Raw genomic sequence first — 21,865 nt, forward strand, 5'->3', positions numbered from 1 at the left:
AAAACGAACAGATGAACAAGTTCATAAAAGGAGTGCTGTCTTTTGCACTTAAAAATAAGATTTTTATATTTTTTGTTACCCTGCTTATGGCGGTGGCGGGCTATATCAGTTTTAAAACCATAGCTATAGATGCCTTTCCGGATGTAACCAACACATCGGTAACTATTATAACACAGTGGCCCGGCCGCAGCGCCGAGGAGGTTGAAAAATTTGTAACCCGCCCCATAGAACTGGCCATGAACCCGGCCGAGAAAAAGACCAGTGTGCGCTCGTCGTCCCTGTTTGGCCTGTCGGTAGTAAAAATTACATTTGATGATGATGTAGACTATGCGTTTGCTCGTTTACAGATCAACAACCACCTTGATGAGGCCAATTTGCCAGATGGTATTACCCCCGAAATTGAACCTCCCTACGGGCCGACAGGCGAAATTTACCGTTACACCTTAACCAGTAATAAGCGGTCGGTACGCGAATTGAAAACCATACAGGATTGGGTGGTAAGCCGCGAGATAAGGGCGGTGCCGGGCGTAGCCGATGTAAACAGTTTTGGCGGCGAGGTGAAAACCTACCAGATTACTATAAACCCCGAAAAGGCGGTTCAATACGATATTACCCCCTTGCAGTTATTTGATGCAGTATCCAAAAGTAACGTAAACGTAGGCGGCGATGTGATACAGCAAAGCGGGCAGGCTTACGTGGTACGCGGTATTGGCTTGCTCAACAACATCAGCGAGATAAAGAACATTGTTGTTAATAACGTAAAAGGTACGCCTATTTATGTAAAGACTATTGCCGAGGTAACCGAAGCATCATTACCGAGATTGGGTCAGGTAGGCCGCGATGTTGACCCGGATGTGGTAGAGGGTATAGTGGTTATGCGCAAAGGCGAAAACCCGAGTGTAGTTATTGCAGGCCTTAAAGATAAGATCAAAGAACTGAACGGTACTATACTGCCTGAGGACGTTAAGATCAATACCTTTTACGACCGCGAAAACCTGGTTGATTTTGCAACGCATACTGTGCTGCATAACATGGCCGAAGGAATCATATTTGTAACGGTGATTGTATTACTGTTTATGGCCGACTGGCGCACTACGATAATTGTAGCCATTATCATCCCGCTGGCGCTGTTGTTTGCCTTTATGTGCCTAAAGTTGAAAGGCATGTCCGCCAATCTACTCTCGATGGGCGCTATCGACTTTGGTATCATTATAGATGGGGCCGTTGTAATGGTGGAGGGGATTTTTGTACTGCTTGACCATAAGGCCAAAGAAATGGGGATGGAGAATTTTAACAAGCTCAGCAAGCTTGGCTTAATCCGCCAGGCCAGCTTGGTAAACGGTAAGGGCATCTTTTTTGCCAAAGCTATTATCATCACCGGTTTATTACCCATCTTCAGCTTTCAAAAGGTAGAAGGAAAAATGTTTTCGCCCCTGGCCTGGACATTGAGTTTTGCGCTTTTGGGTGCCTTGTTGTTAACTTTTACACTGGTGCCCGCGCTGAGCAGCATCCTGTTACGTAAAAATGTAAAGGAACGTCATAACGTATTTGTTGAGTTTATCACCAAAAATGCACTTCGCTTTTATAACCTGTGTTTTAAACGACGCAAAATAGTATTCCCGATAGCAGTTGCTGCTTTGGTTATTAGTTTAGGTTGTTTTACATTATTAGGTACCGAGTTTTTACCGGAATTAAACGAAGGATCGATATATGTGCGGGCAACCGGCCCGTTAAGTACCTCGCTGGAAGAATCAGTTAAGCTATCAAACGAGATGCGCCGGATTTTCCTGAGTTTTGACGAGGTTAAGCAGGTGATATCGCAAACCGGCAGGCCAAATGATGGTACCGATGCTACCGGCTTTTATAACATAGAATTCCATGTTGATATTTATCCGCAGGACGAATGGAAACGTAAAGAAACCAAAGAGGAATTAATTGCCAGAATGCAGGATAAACTAAAGTTTTATCCCGGTGTCGACCTCAACTTCTCACAACCTATATCAGATAACGTGGAAGAAGCAGTATCGGGGGTAAAGGGATCGATCGTGGTGAAAATGTTTGGAGATAACTACCCTTATATCGAAAGCAGGGAAGAACAGATTTACAAAATCCTGAAAGGTGTACGCGGTATTGAAGATTTGGGCATTTTACGCAACATGGGCCAGCCCGAGTTACAGATAAACCTTAACCAGGATAAAATGGCCCAATACGGTGTCACAGCTGCCGATGCCAACGCGGTTATTGAAACTGCAATAGGCGGCCGCGCTGCTACACAGATTTATGAAGGTGAAAAGAAGTTTGACCTAAGGATCCGTTACCCGGAAGATTTTAGGAACAATGCAACGGCCATAGGCGATTTGCGTGTGCCTACTTTGAATGGTGGTAAAGTTCCGCTAAGGGAGATAGCGGATATTGGCAAAATAACGGGCATCAGTATGATATACCGGGATAAAAACAGTCGGTACGGCGCTATCAAGTTCTCTATCCGCGGCAGGGATATGGGCAGCACCATTGCCGAAGCACAGGCCAAAGTTAACGCGCAAATAAAACTGCCTAAAGATTACCGCCTGGAATGGGCCGGCGACTTTGAAAACCAGCAGCGTGCTACGCAAAGGCTGTCGCAGGCGGTGCCGGTAAGCTTGCTTATTATCTTCTTTATCCTGTTTATCCTTTTCGGCAACTTCAGGGATTCGCTGCTGGTATTAAACAACGTGCCTTTTGCTATCATGGGTGGCATCCTGGCTTTGTTGATTACCGGGGTTAACTTTAATATATCTGCAGGGATAGGGTTTATAGCTTTATTTGGTATCTGCGTGCAGAATGGCGTTATCCTGATCTCGAAATTTAAATCGAACATTAAGGAGCTGCGGCATCATCAATTTACCGATTTTACCGAGGCTTTGAAAAACGGTGTAGCCGATAGGATGCGCCCGGTTATCATGACGGCTATGATGGCCGCTATTGGTTTGTTGCCGGCTGCATTGTCCGCAGGTATCGGTTCCGAGGCTTCAAAACCATTGGCCATTGTGGTAATTGGCGGCTTAATTACCAATACCATTTTTAACCTGTTTGTATTCCCCATTGTGTTTTACTGGACTTATCGCAAACGCGTGGAAAGCGGAGATACCGGCAGGTTGTAAAACAAGGAACTTTCCCTAATTTCTATATATAACCAAGCTCCCGTTGTAATGACGGGGGCTTTTTTAACAGGGGTCACACTGACTCGTCCTGAAATAACTATACACTAAAAGAAAGTGTATGAAAGAAGAATCGGAACAAAAAGCGAGTCAGATTCGCCTTACTAAGCGATGTCACTTTGAAAGCAGCCTACGGAATGAGATCATAAAATTGATAGAATCAGGGACTCCGCGGAGCGTGATAGCCTATCAGTATGGCATGTCGCGGGCATCTCTGAGTAAATGGATGCGCGACCGCGGCTCGAAAGAGTACCAGGAAAAACAGCGGGGATATCATTTAAGCGACATAGAAAAAAGATCCGTCGTCCGCCAGGTTGAGCAAGGCATTCTGAAACCTTATGCAGCGAGGAAGTCATACGGACTAAGTGGAGAAACGTTAAATAAATGGCTTAAGGCCTCGTTGAAAGAAAATGCCGAACTTGCGGTTCATGAAAAGTTTGAGATGAAGGATAAAGCTGAAGGGCAGTCTGGTGTGCCGGACCCGGAAACGGAAGCTTTAAAAAAGGCTTTGGAATATGCACAGCTAAAGATCAGTGCCTTAAATACCCTTATTGATGTAGCAGAGGATCAGTTTAAGATCAAGATCAGAAAAAAAGCTGGGGCCAGGCAGTCATGATAATGAAGCAGGATTACGCGCATTTAAGCTGGGCGTTTCTATGCGGACTGTTTGGCAAAACCCGCCATGCGCACTATGATCACTTATGGAGAAACCAGGATGACTCTATCAAAGAGGAAATTATCCTGCAGCTTGTTCATGAAATAAGGAAGCCTTTACCCCGGTTAGGGACAAGAAAGATGCTTTATCTGCTTAAGCCGCAACTGGCTTCTCATCATATAGAAATCGGCAGGGACTACCTGTTTGACTTGCTTGACGCTCATAAGCTGCTGATCAGGCAGCGTAAACGAAAAGCAATCACCACCGATTCCCGGCACTGGATGCATAAGTACGCCAACCTGGTAAAGGAAATGCATATTATACGGCCGGAGGAACTTTGGGTAAGCGATATAACTTACATTCGGGTGCAAAACCAATGGGGCTACCTGTCACTGATAACAGATGCATTTTCACGTAAGATCATGGGTTATTGTTTCCGCCTGGATATGCTGGCGCTGGGGCCTATAGCGGCCTTACAGATGGCCCTGGATGTCCGCAGTTACAGCGGGCAAACCCTTACCCATCACTCTGACAGAGGGTCCCAATACTGCTCTAAGGATTATGTGGAATTGCTTGGGAACGAAACTATTTCCATCAGTATGACTGAACGGGGTGACCCGTATGAGAATGCACTGGCCGAACGAATGAATGGCATCATCAAGGGGGAGTTCGACCTGTACATCAGCCCGGTTAACTTTGAGCAGACTTATAAAAAGATCGATAGCAGTATTAAGGCATACAACGAATTGAGGCCCCATGGAAGCTGTGACTACCTGACGCCTTGCCAGGCGCATGAACAAGGTGATGTACTGAAAAAACGCTGGAAGGAATACCCGGGCAAATGGGAGAAGGAAAAGCCGCTGGCCATACCCGCCTGACAGATGAGTTATCAACAAAAAGAGGAGGTTCAGCAAAAAGAAAAAAAGAAGCAAAAAAAGAAAAACGTGTTGAAATATGGAAAACTGAAGGAGTTTCCCACATTCCAACACAACAAACAAACAACAAGTTATTTAACTTTATCTTTAAAAAAAGAACCTGTATAGTGTTTACAGGATTAACTCACAAATCTGTATAGTTATTTCAGGACGGGTCACACATCTAAAGTGGGTTAACATAACTTAACATATTTTAGATATATTTTTTATAAGTATTTGATAATAAATTAATTGTATATAAACATAGTTAACACTAAATTGATTGCGTTAATGTTGTCTCATCCAATATTTGTGCCGGTTTTTGTCCAACTCAGGTACCTAAAGGGGGCTGGTTCTTCTAAATAGTTTGCCATGCTTTTTAACCACGAGGTTCCCGCAGCATTACCCAATAAGTGGCATTGGTTACCGGCTCTAAAAAGGATGCGCTTTCTTTATATCCCAGCCTGTTATAAAATGATATGTTCCTGGGCGTAAAAGTTTCCAGGTAGGTGGGCAAACCCAATTTGTCGGTTTCTGCCAATACATCAGTGATTAGGCCGACACCTAAACCTTTACCCTGGAATTCCGGTTTGATGCCGACGATGGAAAGGTACCATGATTCTGGTGCAATTAAACCCTCCAATTGCGCCGACATAAAATCTACCATCTGCACATAGGCATCCAGCACGACATCACCTAAATTGGCTTTCAAAAAGGCCTTCTTTTCCTGGCTTTTTTTCGATTCGGTCTCTGCACTTAAGGGCTTACTCCATATAGACGCGCCATACCTGTGTTGGCCGGGAATAAACAGCAGGCCGTATTTTTCGGCCTCGTACATCGAATAATCAAGGTAGCTTATTAAAGCTTCCCGTTTCTCTTTATCGCCGGTTATTGATTGTAATAACCTGATATAAAATGGATCAGGCTGTAATGCCTGGTATAAAGCCTCAGAAAACTCCTGGTATTTAAGTGTGTACATGGCTGGTAAATATCGGAAATTATGCCCTGTGCTAACAGATAAAAATCGATTTATAGTTGAACAGGCCCCGGTATCTACAAATCAAAAACGGCCTGAAGAATTCTGTCTCCGGGCCGTTGATTTAGCGCTTTTGCATTAAGCCTTCTGCTTTTAGCTTTCAGCCTATTTTTTCATTACCTTGTTTACAATATCGTTTCCAAAAACAAATACCATCAGGGTAACCAGTATCACAAAACCCACTATTTGCGCGCGCTCCAGGAACTTATCGCTCAGTGGTTTACCTTTTATCATTTCCACAATCAGGAACACAGCATGACCACCGTCAAGTGCCGGGATAGGCAATAGGTTCATCAGCGCTAATACCATTGATAAAAAGCCCACCAGGCTCCAAAAATGCACCCAGTCAATAGTGCCGCCAAACAGGTTTGCTATAGCAACAGGGCCGCTTACGGCTTTGTTAAACTTAACATCACCTTTAAATATTTTACCCAGGCCTTTGGCATTATCAGTAAATGTGCTGATAGCTCTCGCCGCACCGATAGGGAAAGATTGAAAGAAACCGTATTTTATGGTTTTTACTTCCGGGAAATCGCTTTTTGGCCGTGCGAAACCAATAGTTCCATCGGCGGTTACCTGCGCTTTTATTGGCAAAATGCTGCTGTTGCGTTTTACGCTCAGGTCAACCATCTTGCCTTTGTTTGCTGCAAGCTGGCTTTGGATCTCGTCAAAAAATACTACAGGCTGGCCGTTTACTGCCACTACGCTATCGCCTTTTTTTAGGCCTGCTTTTTTAGCATTGCCATAAACGGAATCGACAGAAAATTTGGTACGTGGTACGCGGCTTATAAATTCTTCGATACCATGATCGGCCAAATCATTTAATATGGTATGCGGTACAGTAATGCTTAACGTCTGGGCACCGCGCACTACGGTAAATACCGTATTTTCGAGCAATACTTTTGGGCTTGTTAAATCGTCAAAACGTACAATTTCTTTACCATTAACGGCGGTAATTTTATCGCCCGGCAATAAGCCTATTTTTTTGCCTACCACGCCTGGTACAATGCCATATTGCGCACTTGAGTTAGGAATATAGCTTTCGCCAAAGCGGATAGTCAGGACCCAAAATATAAGAATGCCCAGTATGATGTTAACTGTAACACCGCCCAGCATTACAATTAAACGCTGCCAGGCTGGTTTTGAACGGAACTCCCAGGGTTGCGGCGGACCGGCCATCTGGTCGGTATCCATCGATTCATCTATCATACCGGCAATTTTTACATAGCCACCTAAAGGCAACCAGCCAATGCCATATTCAACACCTTTATACGTAAATTTAAACAGGCTGATATTCCACGCGTCAAAAAACAGGTAAAATTTATCTACTTTAATCCCGAAAGCCCGGGCCGTTAAAAAGTGCCCCAGTTCGTGCAGGATGATTAAAATTGAAAGGCCCAGTACAAGCTGGCCTACCATGATCACTATACTCATTCGTTATATTTATCTATTAATAGTTTATTGCCTTTAACGGCAGTTTTTGTATAAAATTTTGCGCAAAGATGCGTGTTTCTTTGTCGGTATTCAAATAATCGGTTATGGTTGGTTGCGATACGAAGGCGATTTGCTGCATACACTCTTCAATCAAATCGCTCATGGCCAGGAAACCGATGCTGTTGGTTAAAAAACCGGCGACGGCAATCTCGTTGGCCGCATTAATAATACAAGGCATGTTACCACCTTGTTTTAACGCTGCATAAGCTAACCCAAGATTACGAAAAGTTTCCAGGTCTGGTTTTTCAAAAGTCAGGTTAGGATAGGCTGTAAAATCAAACCGCTTAAAATCGTTTTGGATGCGGCTGGGGTAGGTAAGCGCGTACTGGATAGGCAGTTTCATGTCCGGTAAACCCATTTGCGCTTTGATTGATCCGTCCCTGAATTGCACCATGGAGTGGATGATGGATTGCGGGTGAACCACCACATCAATCTGATCTGCATCTACATTAAAAAGCCATTTTGCTTCTATCACCTCCAGACCTTTATTCATGAGTGATGCCGAATCAATGGTGATTTTGGCGCCCATTACCCAGTTGGGATGTTTTAACGCGTCTTCGCGGCTTACACCGGTCAAAAAATCAACGCTGCGGCCACGGAAAGGGCCGCCGGATGCTGTAATGATCAGTTTTTCTACAGGGTTGTTTTCCTCGCCCGTGAGGCACTGGAATATAGCCGAGTGTTCAGAATCTACCGGCAGGATATTAACCCCATGCTGTTTGGCCAAAGTGGTTACAATTTCGCCGGCAACAACTAAAGTTTCTTTATTGGCCAGGGCGATATCTTTACCCGCCTTTATAGCGGCAATAGTAGGTTCCAAACCTGCAAAGCCAACCATCGCTGTAAGCACTACATCAATATCAGGATGAGTAACGGTATCAATAATAGCCTGGTGGCCTGCAAGTACCTCGATGGGCAGGTGGGCCAGGGCCTCCTTAACCTGCAGGTATTTGCCGGTATCGCATATAATGGCGTAGGCCGGCAAAAACTCAATAGCCTGGCTAATTAATAGCCCGGCGTTGGAATGCGCTGTAAGTAAAAAAGCCCTGAACAGGTTACCGTTGCCCTTTATCACCTCAAGTGTTTGGGTACCTATGCTGCCTGTTGAGCCTAAAATGGCAATTTTTTTTATCTGGTTACTCAATTATAATATCTTTATATAAGAAAAATACCGGTCATCCTAAGCTTGTCAAAACACGCGCAGACAGGCCTTTGCACGTTATGCTTCGGCGGACTACCCGTCACATATCCAATTTCCCTGTCATCCTAAGGAACGAAGGATCTATCAGCTATGCATGACCGATAGAAAAGTTCGTGAATAGATCCTTCGTTCCTCAGGATGACAGTCTTTATTTTTTAGTGCCATCTCCCTTTCATGGTTTCGTTAAATTTTACGATTAACCACGACACTCTTTTTTGATTTGCGAATATAATTATAATACGCTTCTGTTATGCCTGTTTGCCTTTTTCAAGTCTCCCCTTTAGGGGAGATTTAGAGGGGCTTAATATACGCTTTTAAGCCATCTGCTATCTTCCTGTCATTTGATAGCCTTGGCACCTTATTTTGCCCTCCCAGTTTTCCTTCCGATCGCATAAAATTTATGAACGCGTCTTTTTTCAGGCCTTGGATGATCAAAGGTTGCAAAATGTTACCTTCAATCAGGTCAAAATAGTAAATATTTTTCTTTTGCAGGGCTTTATCCACTTTTATGGCAAAGACCTGAAGATCGGCGGGCGGTGTTCCAAACTCAACAAACCACTCGTGGTAAGGGAGTTGCCCGGCCGGCGGGTTAACCTGTGGCGCTACGGTAAATTCAATTACATCAACACCCTCGGCCTTTGCTACGCTCATTAATGCATGTTCTACTTCTTCGCCAATAACATGTTCGCCAAAGGCCGATATATAGTGTTTAATACGGCCGGTTACAATGATTTTATAAGGGTTTTTAGATATGAATTTAATGGTATCCCCTAAGCTATAACCCCATAAGCCGGCGCTGGTATTCATAATGAGCGCATAATTTTTCTCCAGTTCCACATCTTTGATATTGATGCGGGTTGGATGCTCGTTAAAGTACTCTTCTGAAGGAATAAACTCGTAAAATATGCCCGAGTCAACTAATAAAAGCAGTCCGTTCTCCTTTTGTGAATCCTGGAAAGCGATAAAGCCCTCTGATGCCGGATAAGTTTCGATAGAATCAATTTTAAAACCAATACTTTCCTCCATCCGGGCGCGGTAAGGTTCGTAGTTTACGCCGCCATGCACGTACAATTTGAAGTTAGGGAAAATATCTTTCACCTTTTTGCCACCAGACTTTGCCGAAAGCCTGTCAAAATACATCTGGCACCATGGCGGTATGCCGCTGATGAGGCGCATATCTTCATTAAACGTTTCGTCAACTATGGCGTCAACCTTTTGCTCCCAATCTTCAATGCAATTGGTTTCATAGCTTGGCAGCCTGTTTTTTTGAAGGTAAGCGGGCACATGGTGTGCCACTATGCCAGAAAGCCTCCCGGTTGATACGCCATTCTTTTCGGCTAAAACCGGGCTTCCCTGCAGGAATATCATTTTACCATCAACAAAATCGGCGTTGCCGGTTTCATGAATATAGGCAAGCAAGGCATTGCGGGCAGCTTTAATATGCTGGGGCATGCTTTCTTTTGATATCGGGATATATTTTACACCCGATGTAGTGCCCGATGTTTTGGCCAGGTACTTTGGCTTGCCCGGCCATAACACATTCTCTTCGCCTTTTACAACCCTGTCTATATAGGGGCGCAGGTCTTCATAATCGTGGATAGGGACATTTCGTTTAAAATCTTCGTAGCTATTGATCTGTGAAAAATTATGCGCTTTACCAAAGGTGGTATCCTTAGCCTGGTGGATAAGACTGCTAAATGTATTTTGCTGCAAAATAAGGGCATTTTTACGCAGCTGATTAAGCTCCCTGTTTACCAGGACTGCAAAAACTTTGCTCAATACAGATTTAAGGCCCATTGGTTATTTGGTTTCGGACAGGTCATCGTCCACATCCAGGTGGCTGTAAACTAATTTACGGTAGGTAACCATAATAATTACCTGGATAAAAGGGAATGTTAGCAAAAACCAGCAATAAAAAGCTAACCTGAATATGAACCCTCCCTTTTCATCAAGTCCGGTTAAATTTATGATCAGGAAAACAGGTATCAATGCTATAAAGAGTATGCCTATTATAATAATAAAGATGCTAAGCGTTTTAAAGAAGTTATCCTTGGTTATTTCGAAACTTTGTTTGAGCGATTCTATAGGCGCCGAATCATCGTCAACAATAAAGCAGATACAAAATATACTGCGCAGGCTTATGTAGAGGATAATCAATAATTCTATTGTTTGAAATATGCTTTCCAAACCCAGATACCGTTGGGCCAATACATAGAAGAAGAATAATATTGCAACGAAGAACGCTGTTAAAAAGCCGATAATAACAAAGTTAAATGTCATTTTAGCCGATGGCAAAATATCTTTAAATTCAAACTCATAATATTCTTTGTCCATTAAGGTTAATATGAGTTTGTAAAAGCTTAAACCAATAAAGCACTGCGTTATCAACGCTATGAAGAAGAAAATAGTGGTGGTAAGGTAATCGCCAATTAAGAAAAAAGTCTTAAAAAAGTCAAGCACCTCATTTATAAACAGCGAAATAACCGAATACACAACAAGCGGCACAAAATTTTTCTTTAAAATATTCCATGCAGTTTTAATGGTTTCTGCAACAGAAAAGGTGTGGTACATAGGTTATTATGATCTGTTAAAAATTACCCGCTTCCAAAAATCCTGCATAAATCCTATCCCGTAGGCTGTTAGTTGAGTGAAGGCAGCTATAATGCTCAAAAATGCGATTTTTGCTGATTTATTTTTCCACCAAGCATGAAAAAATATTAACAAAATGATAAACAACACTATAAAGTTACCCAGTTTGGCAATCTGCCATCCCAATAGATTGAAAATGAGCGTGAATAGCAGGAACAGTGTGAACGCCGCGGGAAAAAAGTGCACCGCCTTTAACTCCCCCGGGAAAAACTTATAAATATTAATGCGCGCCCTGCCAAAAAAGTGCAGCTGCTTAAAAAACTGCACAAAGTTGGTGCGGCGTTTATGGTAAACGATGGCGTCGGGTATCAGCCCGATTTTAAAACCAAGGGAATGGATGCGGATGCTGTATTCAATATCCTCGCCCAGTCGGGTGATAATAAAGCCGCCTGCTTTTTCCCATACCTGCCTTGATACACCCATGTTAAAACTACGTGGATGAAACTGCCCAATCGCTTTTTTATTACCGCGGATACCGCCTGTTGTAAAAGGGGAGGTCATACTATAGCTGATGGCCTTTTGCGTAGGCGTAAATGAGGTATGTGCTCCATCTGGCCCGCCGTAGGCATCAAGGTAATTTGCGGTTAACGAATTATTTACAATCTGCAGGTAATCTGCAGGGATCAAACAATCCGAATCGAATATGATAAAGTAGTCGCCCCTGGCGCGTTCAAATCCAAAATTGCGTGTAAAACCCTGCCCTTCGTTTGCTTTTTTAAAATAGCGAACATCCAACTGTCCAACAAAGCCGTTTACAATAGCTTCGGCGTGATTAACGGATCCATCTTCAATCACCAAAACCTCAAAATTCCGGTACGTTTGCAGCACCAGGGTCTCCAGTAATTCTTTGATCTCCTGCGGGCGGTTGTATAAAGGAATGATGATGGAAAAAAACATGTTTTGAATTTGATGATTTGAAAATTTGAGGATTTGAAAATGGCTGGCTTTTCAACCATTTCAATTTGAAAGGGTAATTTTCAAATTTTCAAATCCTCAAATTTTCAAATCAGATAACTTCCTCTACCTGGTAATGGTTCCGTTCGCTTGAGCTACGGGAAACCAGTTCGGCAACAAAGCCGGTTAAAAATAGCTGCGAGCCTAAAATGATGGCTACAATGGCTATATAAAACCAGGGGTTGTCTGTTGGCTGCCTTTCTTTAATATGATGCGAGATGTTATAAAGCTTATCGGCCATTATCCATATCGCTATTACCAATCCTGTAAAAAAGCTGATTGTACCCATTGTGCCAAAAAAGTGCATGGGGCGTTTACCAAACTTGCCAACAAAAAATATCGATAGCAAATCAAGAAAGCCGTTTACAAAGCGGCTCATGCCAAATTTGGTTTTGCCGTATTTGCGGGCACGGTGCTCAACTACCTGCTCGCCAATTTTGGTAAAACCGGCCCATTTGGCTAATACTGGGATATAGCGGTGCATTTCGCCATAAACCTCTATATTTTTCACCACAGCGCCGCGGTATGCTTTAAGGCCGCAGTTAAAATCGTGCAGGTTATCTATGCCACTCATTTTACGGGTGGCATAGTTAAATAGCTTAGTGGGTATGGTTTTGCTGAGCGGATCATACCGTTTGGCTTTCCATCCCGATACCAGGTCGAATTTTTCTTCGGTTATACGGCGATAAAGTTCGGGAATTTCATCCGGGCTATCCTGTAAATCGGCATCCATGGTTATTACCACATCGCCCCTGGTAGCGGCAAAGCCGGTATTAAGCGCTGCCGATTTGCCATAGTTGCGCCTGAATTTGATGCCTTTAATGAAAGGATTATCGAAGCTTAGCTTCCTGATCATCTCCCATGACCCGTCCTTGCTACCATCATCAACCAATATGATTTCATAAGTAAAGCGATTTTCGGCCATTACGCGGCTTATCCATGAGGTAAGCTCGGGCAATGATTCTACTTCGTCATAAAGCGGTACTACAACTGATATATCCATTTATAAGGAATGTGATGCGTGGCTAAAATTATGTTTGCCCGCAATCATCCGCAAAAATATAAAAAATAGGGAATGGTTTGTATAATGATTTTTAAGCAGCCAAGCCCCCTCTAAATCTCCCCCGGTAGGGGAGACTTTAACTGCTTTTTTAAAGTCCTCCCTACCGGGGAGGATTATTCGCAGTTGGTGATTTGGTGCGCTCATGAAAGCTACGCTATTTAGGTGGGGCTGCCTACAATATGTAAAGCATCTATTACGTTAAAAGCACTTGGAAATATTTGCATAACTTGCCTGTCATTATAAATAAAGCCTTCATGAAATTTTGTAAAGCAATTCTTTTTGTTTTTCTGTGTGTGTTTTCCACAATAGCCTATGCTCAAACCGACGATCAACAGGGGGGGAAATACGATCAGCATAAAGTTTTTAATCCATTATTTTATCCCGAAAAAGGTAACGAATACAGGAATGCCGGTGGAGCGCCCGGCTCAAAATACTGGCAAAACCGTGCCGATTACAAGCTTGATATTATGTTGGATACCGCGAAACACCGGATTGACGGTACCGCGCTAATTACTTATACCAACAACAGCCCCGATGCTTTATCATTTTTATGGCTGCAGGACGATCAGAATATTTACCGCGAAGATTCGCGCTCCGAAGCTGCCAGCTCGGTTACCGGGGGGCGTTTTACCAATCGCAGCTATACCAAAGGCGATGAAATAAAAGCCATTTACATTATTAAAAACGGTAAAACTACCAAAGCCGATTACCTGGTTACTGATACACGCCTGCAAATAAAGCTCAAAGATTCGTTGAAGGCCGCGGGTGGTAAGCTGCAGATTAAAGTAGAATACGGTTTTGAGATACCTAAGTATGGTACCGACCGTATGGGCCGTCTGCAAACCAAAAATGGCTGGATTTATGAAATAGCCCAATGGTACCCCCGCATGGAGGTGTATGACGATGTAACCGGGTGGAATGTATTACCCTACCTTGGCGCCGGCGAGTTTTACCTGGAATATGGTAACTTTGATTACACCATTACAGCCCCCTCAAATTTAGTAGTAACCGGCTCTGGCGAGCTGCTTAACCCCGCCGAAGTTTACACACCAACTACCATGAGCCGCCTGGCCGCAGCCCGTGCAAGTGATAAAACGGTGATGATAAAGGATGAGGCTGAAGTTTTGAGCGGTAACGATCACCCTAAAAAACCGGTGCTTACCTGGCACTTTGCCTGTAAAAATGCTCGTGATGTGGCATGGTCGGCGTCAAAAGCATTTATGTGGGATGCAGCGCGGATTAATTTGCCCAGCGGTAAAAAAGCTTTGGCGCAATCGGTTTATCCTGCCGAGGTAAAAGGTAACGATGCCTGGGGCCGGTCTACAGAGTATGTGAAGGCTGCCATTGAACTTTATTCGGATAAATGGTTTGAGTATACCTACCCCGTAGCAACCAATGTGGCCGGTACGGTAGGAGGAATGGAGTATCCAGGGATTGTTTTTTGCGGATGGGAAAGTAAAGCAGGGGGGCTTTGGGAAGTTACCAACCACGAGTTTGGCCATAACTGGTTCCCGATGATCGTAGGCTCAAACGAGCGTAAGTACGCGTGGATGGATGAAGGTTTTAATACCTTTTTAAACAACGTTGATACACGCGTTTTTAATAAAGGCGAGTATTATGAGCCGGTAGACGAGCAAAAAGCGGCATCAGGTTTGTTTAGCGCCGATGCTGAGCCTATTATGACCATTCCGGATGTACTACAAGAAGGCTTTTTGGGCAACGCGGCTTATGATAAGCCCGCCCTGGGCCTTGCCATTTTACGCGAGCAGATTTTGGGCGAACAGCGTTTTGATTACGCGTTTCGCACCTATATCAAACGCTGGGCATTTAAACATCCAACGCCCTGGGATTTTTTCCACACCATTGACAACGCCGCCGGCGAGGATCTGAGTTGGTTTTGGAACGAATGGTTTTTTACCACCTGGAAGCTTGACCAAAGCATAAGCGGTATTGCCTACCAGGACGGCGACCCGGCGAAAGGCGCGCTGATTACCATAGAGAACCTGGAAGAGATGGCGCTACCTGTAACCATTAGCATTAAAGAAGAAAATGGCAAAACAGGCATTGTAAAACTACCTGCCGAAATATGGCAGCGCGGCGGTACCTGGACTTTTCCTTATAAATCCACATCGAAAATATCCCTGGCCGTTATCGACCCCGACCACAAACTGCCTGATGTAAATGCCGAAAATAACTCGTTTAGCGGGTTGCCGGTTCCAGCCGGTGTAACTGCCGGCAGTGTAATCAAAACCTATCTTGATGCCATTGGCGGTGTTGATAAGCTGAAAAATATTAAAGATCTACAGGTCTCGGCAGCAGCAAGTGTGCAGGGCTCAGAAGTACAGATGGTTTCGAGGTACCGCATACCCGGAATGTATTTTCAGCAAATTACTGTGCCATCATATAACAACCTGGTACTAAGTCATATTTTGGTTAATAATGATAATATAAGTGTGCAGCAGGTAAACCATGAAATGCCTTTGGACGATGTGGCCAAAAGAGTGCTTAAAGAAAAAAGCAAAGCTTTCCCCGAACTTGATTACGAAAAGCTGGGAAACGCGGTGTCGCTTGATTCAACAATGAAAGTGGTAAACGGCGACATGGCTTATGAAGTTGACATTCGCGTTGTAGACGGCGCTGTAATTAAAAACTATTACAGCCAAAAAACGGGCCTTAAAATAAAACAGGTTATTGATGGTACCGCAAGTTCGGTAACGGAGTTTGGAAATTACGAGGGAATAAACGGTGGCGTTAAAATTCCGTTTTTAATTAAAACCGTTATTCTTGGCCACCCGGCCGATTTTAAGGTTAAAGAAACAGCGGTAAACAGCAATATGCCGGCGGTGTCGTTTCAATAGTTTTCTCGGGAGACAAATCAGTACAAATCGGCAAAAGAAAATTTACGATCACCCCCTTGATTCGGTAAGTCGCTTTCTTTTAAAAGAGTGCCCGGATTCGATAGCTAAAATTCTGGCCGAAAATGGCAACGGAGAGTCTTTAGTGTAATCTCATCTGTGTATGCCAGGGTGCGTTTGCGATATTTATTTATACGATGCCTGTTAGCTTTATGCTGGTAAACGGCAATTGATTGATATCCTCGATACAATTTAGTTTCTTTACCAACCTAAATTGAGTTCCGAATATATGCGTAAAATATTCTATTTATATGTGTTCACAACATTTTTTTCTGTAACCGGTGCCAACGCCCAGTTGGATACTGTAAAAACCTATATGAAGTTATCTAATGATGTATGGACGCGTGACAATCATGGCTATGTGGTAAAAAACAGAGATAGCGCGGACTTTGTAAGACTGATAATTTCGCCGACAAACAGCATCGGAAAAACATTATACTCCGTGAAAGACCTTTATCTTAACGGCCGGATAAAATTAATAAGTATGTCGGCAAGCCGTTTTGTGTATCCTGATTTTGATGGTACATGTATTGAATATTACTTAAACGGGAATATAAAAACGATCAGCAATTATAAAAACGGGCAAAAAGAAGGAGAGCAAATAGTGTATTATCCTAATGGCTTGGCTTATTATTCGGTATCACATCATCAAAACAAAGTAAAACTGATCAACTGTAATGATTCCATAGGTAAAGCTTTAGCTGTTAACGGTAACGGAAAATGGGTAAAGTATAGCGACGATTTTAAAACGGTTATGGAGAGTGGCCCGGTATTGGATAGCCTGGAGCAAGGTGAATGGAAAGGGCATTTTAATGATACATTGAATTATATCTGTAACTATACTAATGGGGTTATTACATCTGGCACCAGTTACGATAGCGGAGGGAATGTATTTACTTTTACCGAAAAAAAAATACTGCCCGAGTTTTATGGCGGTTTGAATGGATTTACGAGGTTTCTGAGGAGGAAAATAAAATACCCAAGATACGCTTGGCAAAATGGTATACAGGGCAGGGTTATCGTGACATTTATAGTTGAAAAAAACGGGACTTTAGCAGATATAAAAATATCAAGGGGAACTGAGCCAAGCCTCGACGCGGAAGCTATGCGTATTATGCAAGAAAGCCCCAAGTGGAAGCCGGCTTATCTATACGGTGTTCCTGTACGTGTGCAATTTTCGGTGCCAATTATTTTTCTCGCGAATATTAAAAACAATCAGGATTAAACCAGCCCCAAAACCTTACTTGTACGCTCACGGGTAGCAACGCTCAAAGCTTCATCATTTGATAATGATTGTCCGTATGATGGGATCATTTGTTTTAGCTTTTCCTGCCATTCGGTTGTTTTAATGTGGTTTTTAAAGCAGCGTTCAATCAGCTGTACCATAATAGGAACAGATGTGGAAGCGCCCGGCGATGCGCCTAACAGGGCCGAAATGCTGCCATCTGCCGATGTTACCACTTCGGTGCCAAATTCCAGTACACCGGTGTGTTTGGCGTCCTTCTTAATCACCTGAACGCGCTGGCCGGCAATGTCAAGCTCCCAATCTTCGGCTTTAGCAGTCGGTAAGTACTCTTGCAGGGCTTTAAGTCTATCTGTAGGCGATTGCATTACCTGGCTGATAAGATATTTGGTTAACGGCCAGTTATCGCGGCCTACGGCAAGCAGCGGTAATATGTTATTTGGTTTTATTGAACAAAATAGATCGAGTAAAGATCCTTTCTTTAAAAAACGTGTTGAGAAACCTGCGTAAGGGCCAAACAACAGTTCGCGTTTACCATCAATCATCCGGGTATCCAGGTGCGGTACCGACATTGGCGGCGAACCTACCGATGCTTTACCATAAACTTTAGCTTCGTGACGTTTAATTACATCGGGGTTAGTACAAACCAGCCATTGCCCGCTCACCGGGAAACCGCCAAAACCTTTACTCTCTTTAATGCCCGATTTTTGTAATAATGGCAAAGCGCCGCCTCCGGCGCCAACAAACACAAATTTGCTGGTCAGCTTTCTTTTTGTGCCGCTTGTTTTATCTTTTACTGTTACCAGCCAGCCGCCATTTGTGTTGCGTTTAAGGCCGGTAACATCGTGGTTAAGGCTTAAGTTAACGCCTGGTTTTTGTTTCAGGGTATCAAGCAAGCTGCTGGTTAAGCTACCAAAGTTTACATCTGTACCAATATCCATAAACGTGGCCGATATTGCCTCGTGTTCATCGCGGCCTTCCATTACCAGCGGAATCCATTTTTTAATCTGGGCTTTGTCTTCTGAGTATTCCATCCCTTTAAAAAAGTGGTGCTTAATAAGCGCTTGCTGACGTTTTTTCAGGTAGTTTACGTTATCAGTTCCCCAAACAAAGCTCATATGCGGCACTTTGCGGATAAAGCTTTCGGCCGATGGTATATATTTTTTATCGATAAGATAAGTCCAGAATTCTTTACTTATTTCAAATTGCTCGGCAATTTTGATGGCTTTTTTTATTTCTACAGTACCGTCGGGCAATTCGGGCGTGTAGTTTAGTTCGCAGAAAGCGGAGTGACCCGTACCCGCATTATTCATGGGGGCCGAGCTTTCTGAAGCGATGACATCCAGGCGCTCAAAAATTTCGATAGTTAAATCGGGTTGCAATTCTTTTAGCATTACCCCCAAAGTAGCGCTCATAATACCCGCGCCTATTAAAACCACATCAACCGTTGTTCCCGAAACTTTATCGCTGTTAGCCATCTTAGTATGATACCTGCAAAGGTATTTTGAAATTAATTACACCCGGTATAACCCGGTTTTTGCAAAATTGTTATGCTGATTTAACCCCCGAATAACTGATTGAAGCAGCTCGGAATTAAATCTGACAATTTTAAGGATTTTTTACAGAAAATCTGTCTTCGTCTGTCCATTAATTGCAATAAAAACAAGGTTTAAATTTAGTTAGCAACGTTTTTGAACAAATTACCGTTGTTGTATTTATAATAAATTAACACAAAATGTATTATGGGCTGTATATATTACACCACCATTATGAAGTAAATTATGATACTCAATAAGCTAAACGTCGTTTTTTTAACAGTGTTTACAGCAATATCCATAACAGCCTGTAATCAGCAAAAAGCTAAGCCACAGGCAGTATCGGCAGATAGTTCAAAAAGTACCGTCCAGGTAAATGGTAAAAAGGATAGTGTACTGAATAATCCGCAAAAGAAATACGGAATAGCCACCGCCAGCGACCCCTGTGTAAAATGCCTGCTGCAGGTAATACACGAAAGTAAAAGCTTTAAGGCCAATACAGCAAGCTTATCGCCACAGGACATAAATTACACGGTTAACTGGGTAAAAGCCGCCGACCCGGCCTTGCAGCCGGATACAAGCAACAAAACCAATGCTGTGCGTGTTGATGTTAAAAAAATAGAGGACGGGGAAGATAAAGTGTTATGTTCCTATGTGTACAATAATGTAAACGGCACCATGTACCTCATCAACAACCAAAACAAACTGGAACATGCCGTATCCAGCATTACACCTGACCTACTCAAAAAGATACGAAATAGTTGTTATTGGGGAGTAGCGTCGGGAAGATAAATGGTATCAAGTAGTTAGTATCAAGTATCGAGATTTTTTTTTGTAAGGGTGCCGGAAGGGAGGGTGCCCTTTTCAGCGAGATTTAACCTATGAGCGCAAATTGTCTTTAATAACTAAATCGATAACCAAATTTATTACTTCAATATCAGATTCCTTACTGGATGATCTGTATTGATCCTGGTCTCGACTTAAATGCGCTTCTGTCAGCTTATAATTTCCGTCAATCATATCCAACTTGATTTTGAAGATACAGTAACCAGTCCAGCTTCGGTGCAGGTAAAGCCAGGAATCTTTGCAATATACAAACCACCTGTCGTCCATACCATGTGGACGATGGCCTAATATTAACGCGTTGTACCCTTCATTGGTTAGTACCTTGTTCAGGATGATTTTTTCATGTTCAAACGGAAATGGAATTGCTTTCCAGTCATGTTCATTGGTTGGCTTCATAGCATTTTGTAACTACAAGGTAGTGATTTGGGGGCGAAAATAATATAGCCGGGTTTCAACGAAATTATTGGCAGCAAAATATCTCCGGATTTTTTGGAAGCCGCCTACATAAAATAACGTAGTGCAACTTGTAAGCCAGGCGAATAAATTAAAAAAAAGCGATGAGTAAAACCCATCGCTAAATATTTTTCTGCCAACTGCAAACTCAAAACTGCCAACTGCTTAAGTGGTATAGCCCAGTATCTTTAATACCTGTTTGCTGTTTTGCTCTTCGCCAAAAACTTCAAAGTTGAATGTTTCGTCGCGGTTGCGGCGGATGATGACGTGTTTTGGTGATGGTAATAAACAGTGGTGGATACCGCCGTAACCACTTAGCACTTCCTGGTAGGCGCCTGTGTTAAAGAAGCCAAGGTATTGTACTTTACGGGTTTTTGGCATAAACACACTGTTCATGTGCGCTTCCTGGTTGTAATAGTCCTGGCCGTCACAAGTAATGCCGCCAAGGTTTACGCGCTCGTATTCGCTATCCCAGTTGTTTACAGGTAACAGGATGTATTTTTGGTTAAGTGCCCAAACATCGGGCAGGTTGGTGATGAATGAACCATCCAGCATTAACCAGCGCTCACGGTCATTTTGTTGTTTACGGCCCAATACTTTATACAAGATGCCCGATGCTTCGGCAACGGTATATTTACCAAATTCGGTAATAATATCAGGCTCCATGGTATCGTGCTCGGCGCAAATTTCTTTAATACGGCTCACAATCTCATTAATCATGTACTCGTAATCAAAATCAAACACCAGCGAATCCTTAAACGGCATACCGCCGCCAATATCAAGGGTATCCAGGTGCGGGTTGATTTTTTTGAACTTGCAATAAAGCGTTACGTATTTCTCCAGCTCGTTCCAATAGTATGGGGTATCTGAAATACCGGAGTTGATGAAGAAGTGCAATAGTTTTACCTGGAAGTTAGGGTTATCTTCAATTTTGTTGTGGTAAAAATCGATGATATCCTCCATACGTACCCCTAAGCGCGAGGTATAGAATTGAGAATCTGGCTGCTCTTCGGCCGCTATACGGATACCAAGGTTACATGGGGTATCCATCTCAATTTCATCGTCGTAAAGGTTAAACTCTTCCTTGTTGTCCAACACGGGGATGATGTTTTTAAAACCATCATGCAGCATATCAATAATATACGTTTTGTACTGGAACGTTTTAAAACCATTGCATATTACGGTAATATCTTTATTAACAGCACCTTTTTTCTCCAGGGCATCAATCATTGGCATATCAAAAGCCGATGATGTTTCCAGGTGAATCTCGTTTTTAAGCGCCTCTTCAACAATGTGCTTAAAATGCGAGCTTTTGGTACAATAACAATATTTATAGCTACCGCGATAGTTATTTTTTATTATAGCCTGCTGAAACAACAGTTTGGCCTGCTGGATCTTTTTTGAGATCTGTGGCAGATAAGTAAAGCGTAGGGGGGTACCATACGTTTCAATCATCTCCATTAAATTAAGGTCCTGAAAGTATAGTTCGTCGTCGATGATCTCAAAACCATCTTGCGGGAAGCCAACACTTAAATCAAGAAATTCCTGGTAACTCTGCATCCTTAAAAAATTTGGGGCAAAAATGTGATTTTAAAACGGAATAATTGGCTATTTGTTGGGATAAAATTTATGGTTTGAATGTAATTTGTTTGTGCATTGTGGCTCATTGTTCATGGATAATAGTTCATGGTGAGGTTTGAGGCGGTCTGT

General features: G+C 42.9%; 17 protein-coding genes. 7 read left to right on the plus strand and 10 right to left on the minus strand.

Features of this window, described 5'->3' with window-relative positions; genetic code table 11:
* Nucleotides 1-11: 11 nt before the first annotated feature.
* The 4 genes from PQ469_RS12360 to PQ469_RS12375 all read left to right on the plus strand — a co-directional run bounded on the left by PQ469_RS12360 (nucleotide 12) and on the right by PQ469_RS12375 (nucleotide 4,927).
* Complete coding sequence (locus PQ469_RS12360; RefSeq protein ID WP_274213242.1) at nucleotides 12-3,140, plus strand: efflux RND transporter permease subunit; 3,129 nt, start codon at nucleotides 12-14, stop codon at nucleotides 3,138-3,140.
* Nucleotides 3,141-3,258: 118 nt separating this feature from the next.
* Nucleotides 3,259-3,813: a hypothetical protein gene (locus PQ469_RS12365; RefSeq protein WP_274209702.1), complete on the plus strand. Its 555-nt coding sequence runs from the start codon at nucleotides 3,259-3,261 to the stop codon at nucleotides 3,811-3,813.
* 2 nt (nucleotides 3,814-3,815) lie between these two features.
* On the plus strand, nucleotides 3,816-4,730 hold the full coding sequence (locus PQ469_RS12370) for an IS3 family transposase (protein ID WP_274209701.1): 915 nt from the start codon (nucleotides 3,816-3,818) through the stop codon (nucleotides 4,728-4,730).
* Entirely contained in the window at nucleotides 4,694-4,927 is a 234-nt protein-coding gene (locus tag PQ469_RS12375; RefSeq protein WP_274209700.1) for a hypothetical protein, read from the plus strand. The genes PQ469_RS12370 and PQ469_RS12375 overlap by 37 nt, the downstream gene beginning before the upstream one ends.
* A gap of 218 nt (nucleotides 4,928-5,145) precedes the next feature.
* On the opposite strand, the gene PQ469_RS12380 is transcribed toward PQ469_RS12375, so the two are convergent.
* The 7 genes from PQ469_RS12380 to PQ469_RS12410 form a co-directional block, all read right to left on the minus strand.
* On the minus strand, nucleotides 5,146-5,745 hold the full coding sequence (locus tag PQ469_RS12380) for a GNAT family N-acetyltransferase (RefSeq protein WP_274213243.1): 600 nt from the start codon (nucleotides 5,743-5,745) through the stop codon (nucleotides 5,146-5,148).
* A 162-nt stretch (nucleotides 5,746-5,907) separates the two neighbouring features.
* Entirely contained in the window at nucleotides 5,908-7,236 is a 1,329-nt protein-coding gene (gene rseP, locus PQ469_RS12385; RefSeq protein ID WP_274213244.1) for an RIP metalloprotease RseP, read from the minus strand.
* A gap of 16 nt (nucleotides 7,237-7,252) precedes the next feature.
* On the minus strand, nucleotides 7,253-8,440 hold the full coding sequence (locus tag PQ469_RS12390) for a 1-deoxy-D-xylulose-5-phosphate reductoisomerase (protein ID WP_274213245.1): 1,188 nt from the start codon (nucleotides 8,438-8,440) through the stop codon (nucleotides 7,253-7,255).
* 348 nt (nucleotides 8,441-8,788) lie between these two features.
* Nucleotides 8,789-10,294, minus strand: a complete 1,506-nt coding sequence (locus tag PQ469_RS12395) for a GH3 auxin-responsive promoter family protein (protein WP_274213246.1) — start codon at nucleotides 10,292-10,294, stop codon at nucleotides 8,789-8,791.
* A gap of 3 nt (nucleotides 10,295-10,297) precedes the next feature.
* Nucleotides 10,298-11,068 (minus strand): glycerophosphoryl diester phosphodiesterase membrane domain-containing protein, encoded by a 771-nt coding sequence (locus PQ469_RS12400; protein ID WP_274213247.1) that lies wholly within the window; start codon nucleotides 11,066-11,068, stop codon nucleotides 10,298-10,300.
* Between the two features lie 6 nt (nucleotides 11,069-11,074).
* A complete protein-coding gene (locus PQ469_RS12405) occupies nucleotides 11,075-12,043 on the minus strand; it encodes a glycosyltransferase family 2 protein (protein WP_274213248.1) in 969 nt (322 codons plus the stop codon).
* 109 nt (nucleotides 12,044-12,152) lie between these two features.
* Nucleotides 12,153-13,103: a glycosyltransferase family 2 protein gene (locus tag PQ469_RS12410; RefSeq protein WP_274213249.1), complete on the minus strand. Its 951-nt coding sequence runs from the start codon at nucleotides 13,101-13,103 to the stop codon at nucleotides 12,153-12,155.
* Between the two features lie 314 nt (nucleotides 13,104-13,417).
* Here PQ469_RS12410 and PQ469_RS12415 point away from each other — a divergent pair, with 314 nt between their 5' ends.
* Both PQ469_RS12415 and PQ469_RS12420 read left to right on the plus strand, forming a co-directional pair.
* Nucleotides 13,418-16,021 carry a M1 family metallopeptidase gene (locus PQ469_RS12415; protein WP_274213250.1) on the plus strand — a complete coding sequence of 868 codons (2,604 nt, stop codon included), beginning with the start codon at nucleotides 13,418-13,420 and terminating at the stop codon, nucleotides 16,019-16,021.
* Between the two features lie 286 nt (nucleotides 16,022-16,307).
* Complete coding sequence (locus tag PQ469_RS12420) at nucleotides 16,308-17,303, plus strand: energy transducer TonB (protein WP_274213251.1); 996 nt, start codon at nucleotides 16,308-16,310, stop codon at nucleotides 17,301-17,303.
* Here PQ469_RS12420 and PQ469_RS12425 read toward each other — a convergent pair.
* Nucleotides 17,300-18,799 (minus strand): malate:quinone oxidoreductase, encoded by a 1,500-nt coding sequence (locus PQ469_RS12425; protein ID WP_274213252.1) that lies wholly within the window; start codon nucleotides 18,797-18,799, stop codon nucleotides 17,300-17,302. The genes PQ469_RS12420 and PQ469_RS12425 overlap by 4 nt on opposite strands.
* 303 nt (nucleotides 18,800-19,102) lie before the next feature.
* Here PQ469_RS12425 and PQ469_RS12430 point away from each other — a divergent pair, with 303 nt between their 5' ends.
* Nucleotides 19,103-19,648: a hypothetical protein gene (locus PQ469_RS12430; RefSeq protein WP_274213253.1), complete on the plus strand. Its 546-nt coding sequence runs from the start codon at nucleotides 19,103-19,105 to the stop codon at nucleotides 19,646-19,648.
* A gap of 87 nt (nucleotides 19,649-19,735) precedes the next feature.
* On the opposite strand, the gene PQ469_RS12435 is transcribed toward PQ469_RS12430, so the two are convergent.
* Nucleotides 19,736-20,098 carry a hypothetical protein gene (locus tag PQ469_RS12435; protein WP_274213254.1) on the minus strand — a complete coding sequence of 121 codons (363 nt, stop codon included), beginning with the start codon at nucleotides 20,096-20,098 and terminating at the stop codon, nucleotides 19,736-19,738.
* A 222-nt stretch (nucleotides 20,099-20,320) separates the two neighbouring features.
* The gene (locus PQ469_RS12440) at nucleotides 20,321-21,715 is read right to left on the minus strand and encodes an arginine decarboxylase (RefSeq protein WP_090650569.1); all 1,395 of its coding nucleotides are present in this window, start codon (nucleotides 21,713-21,715) and stop codon (nucleotides 20,321-20,323) included.
* Between the last annotated feature and the right edge of the window lie 150 nt (nucleotides 21,716-21,865).

The organism is Mucilaginibacter sp. KACC 22773 (genome assembly GCF_028736215.1).
Classification (GTDB): Bacteria; Bacteroidota; Bacteroidia; order Sphingobacteriales; family Sphingobacteriaceae; genus Mucilaginibacter.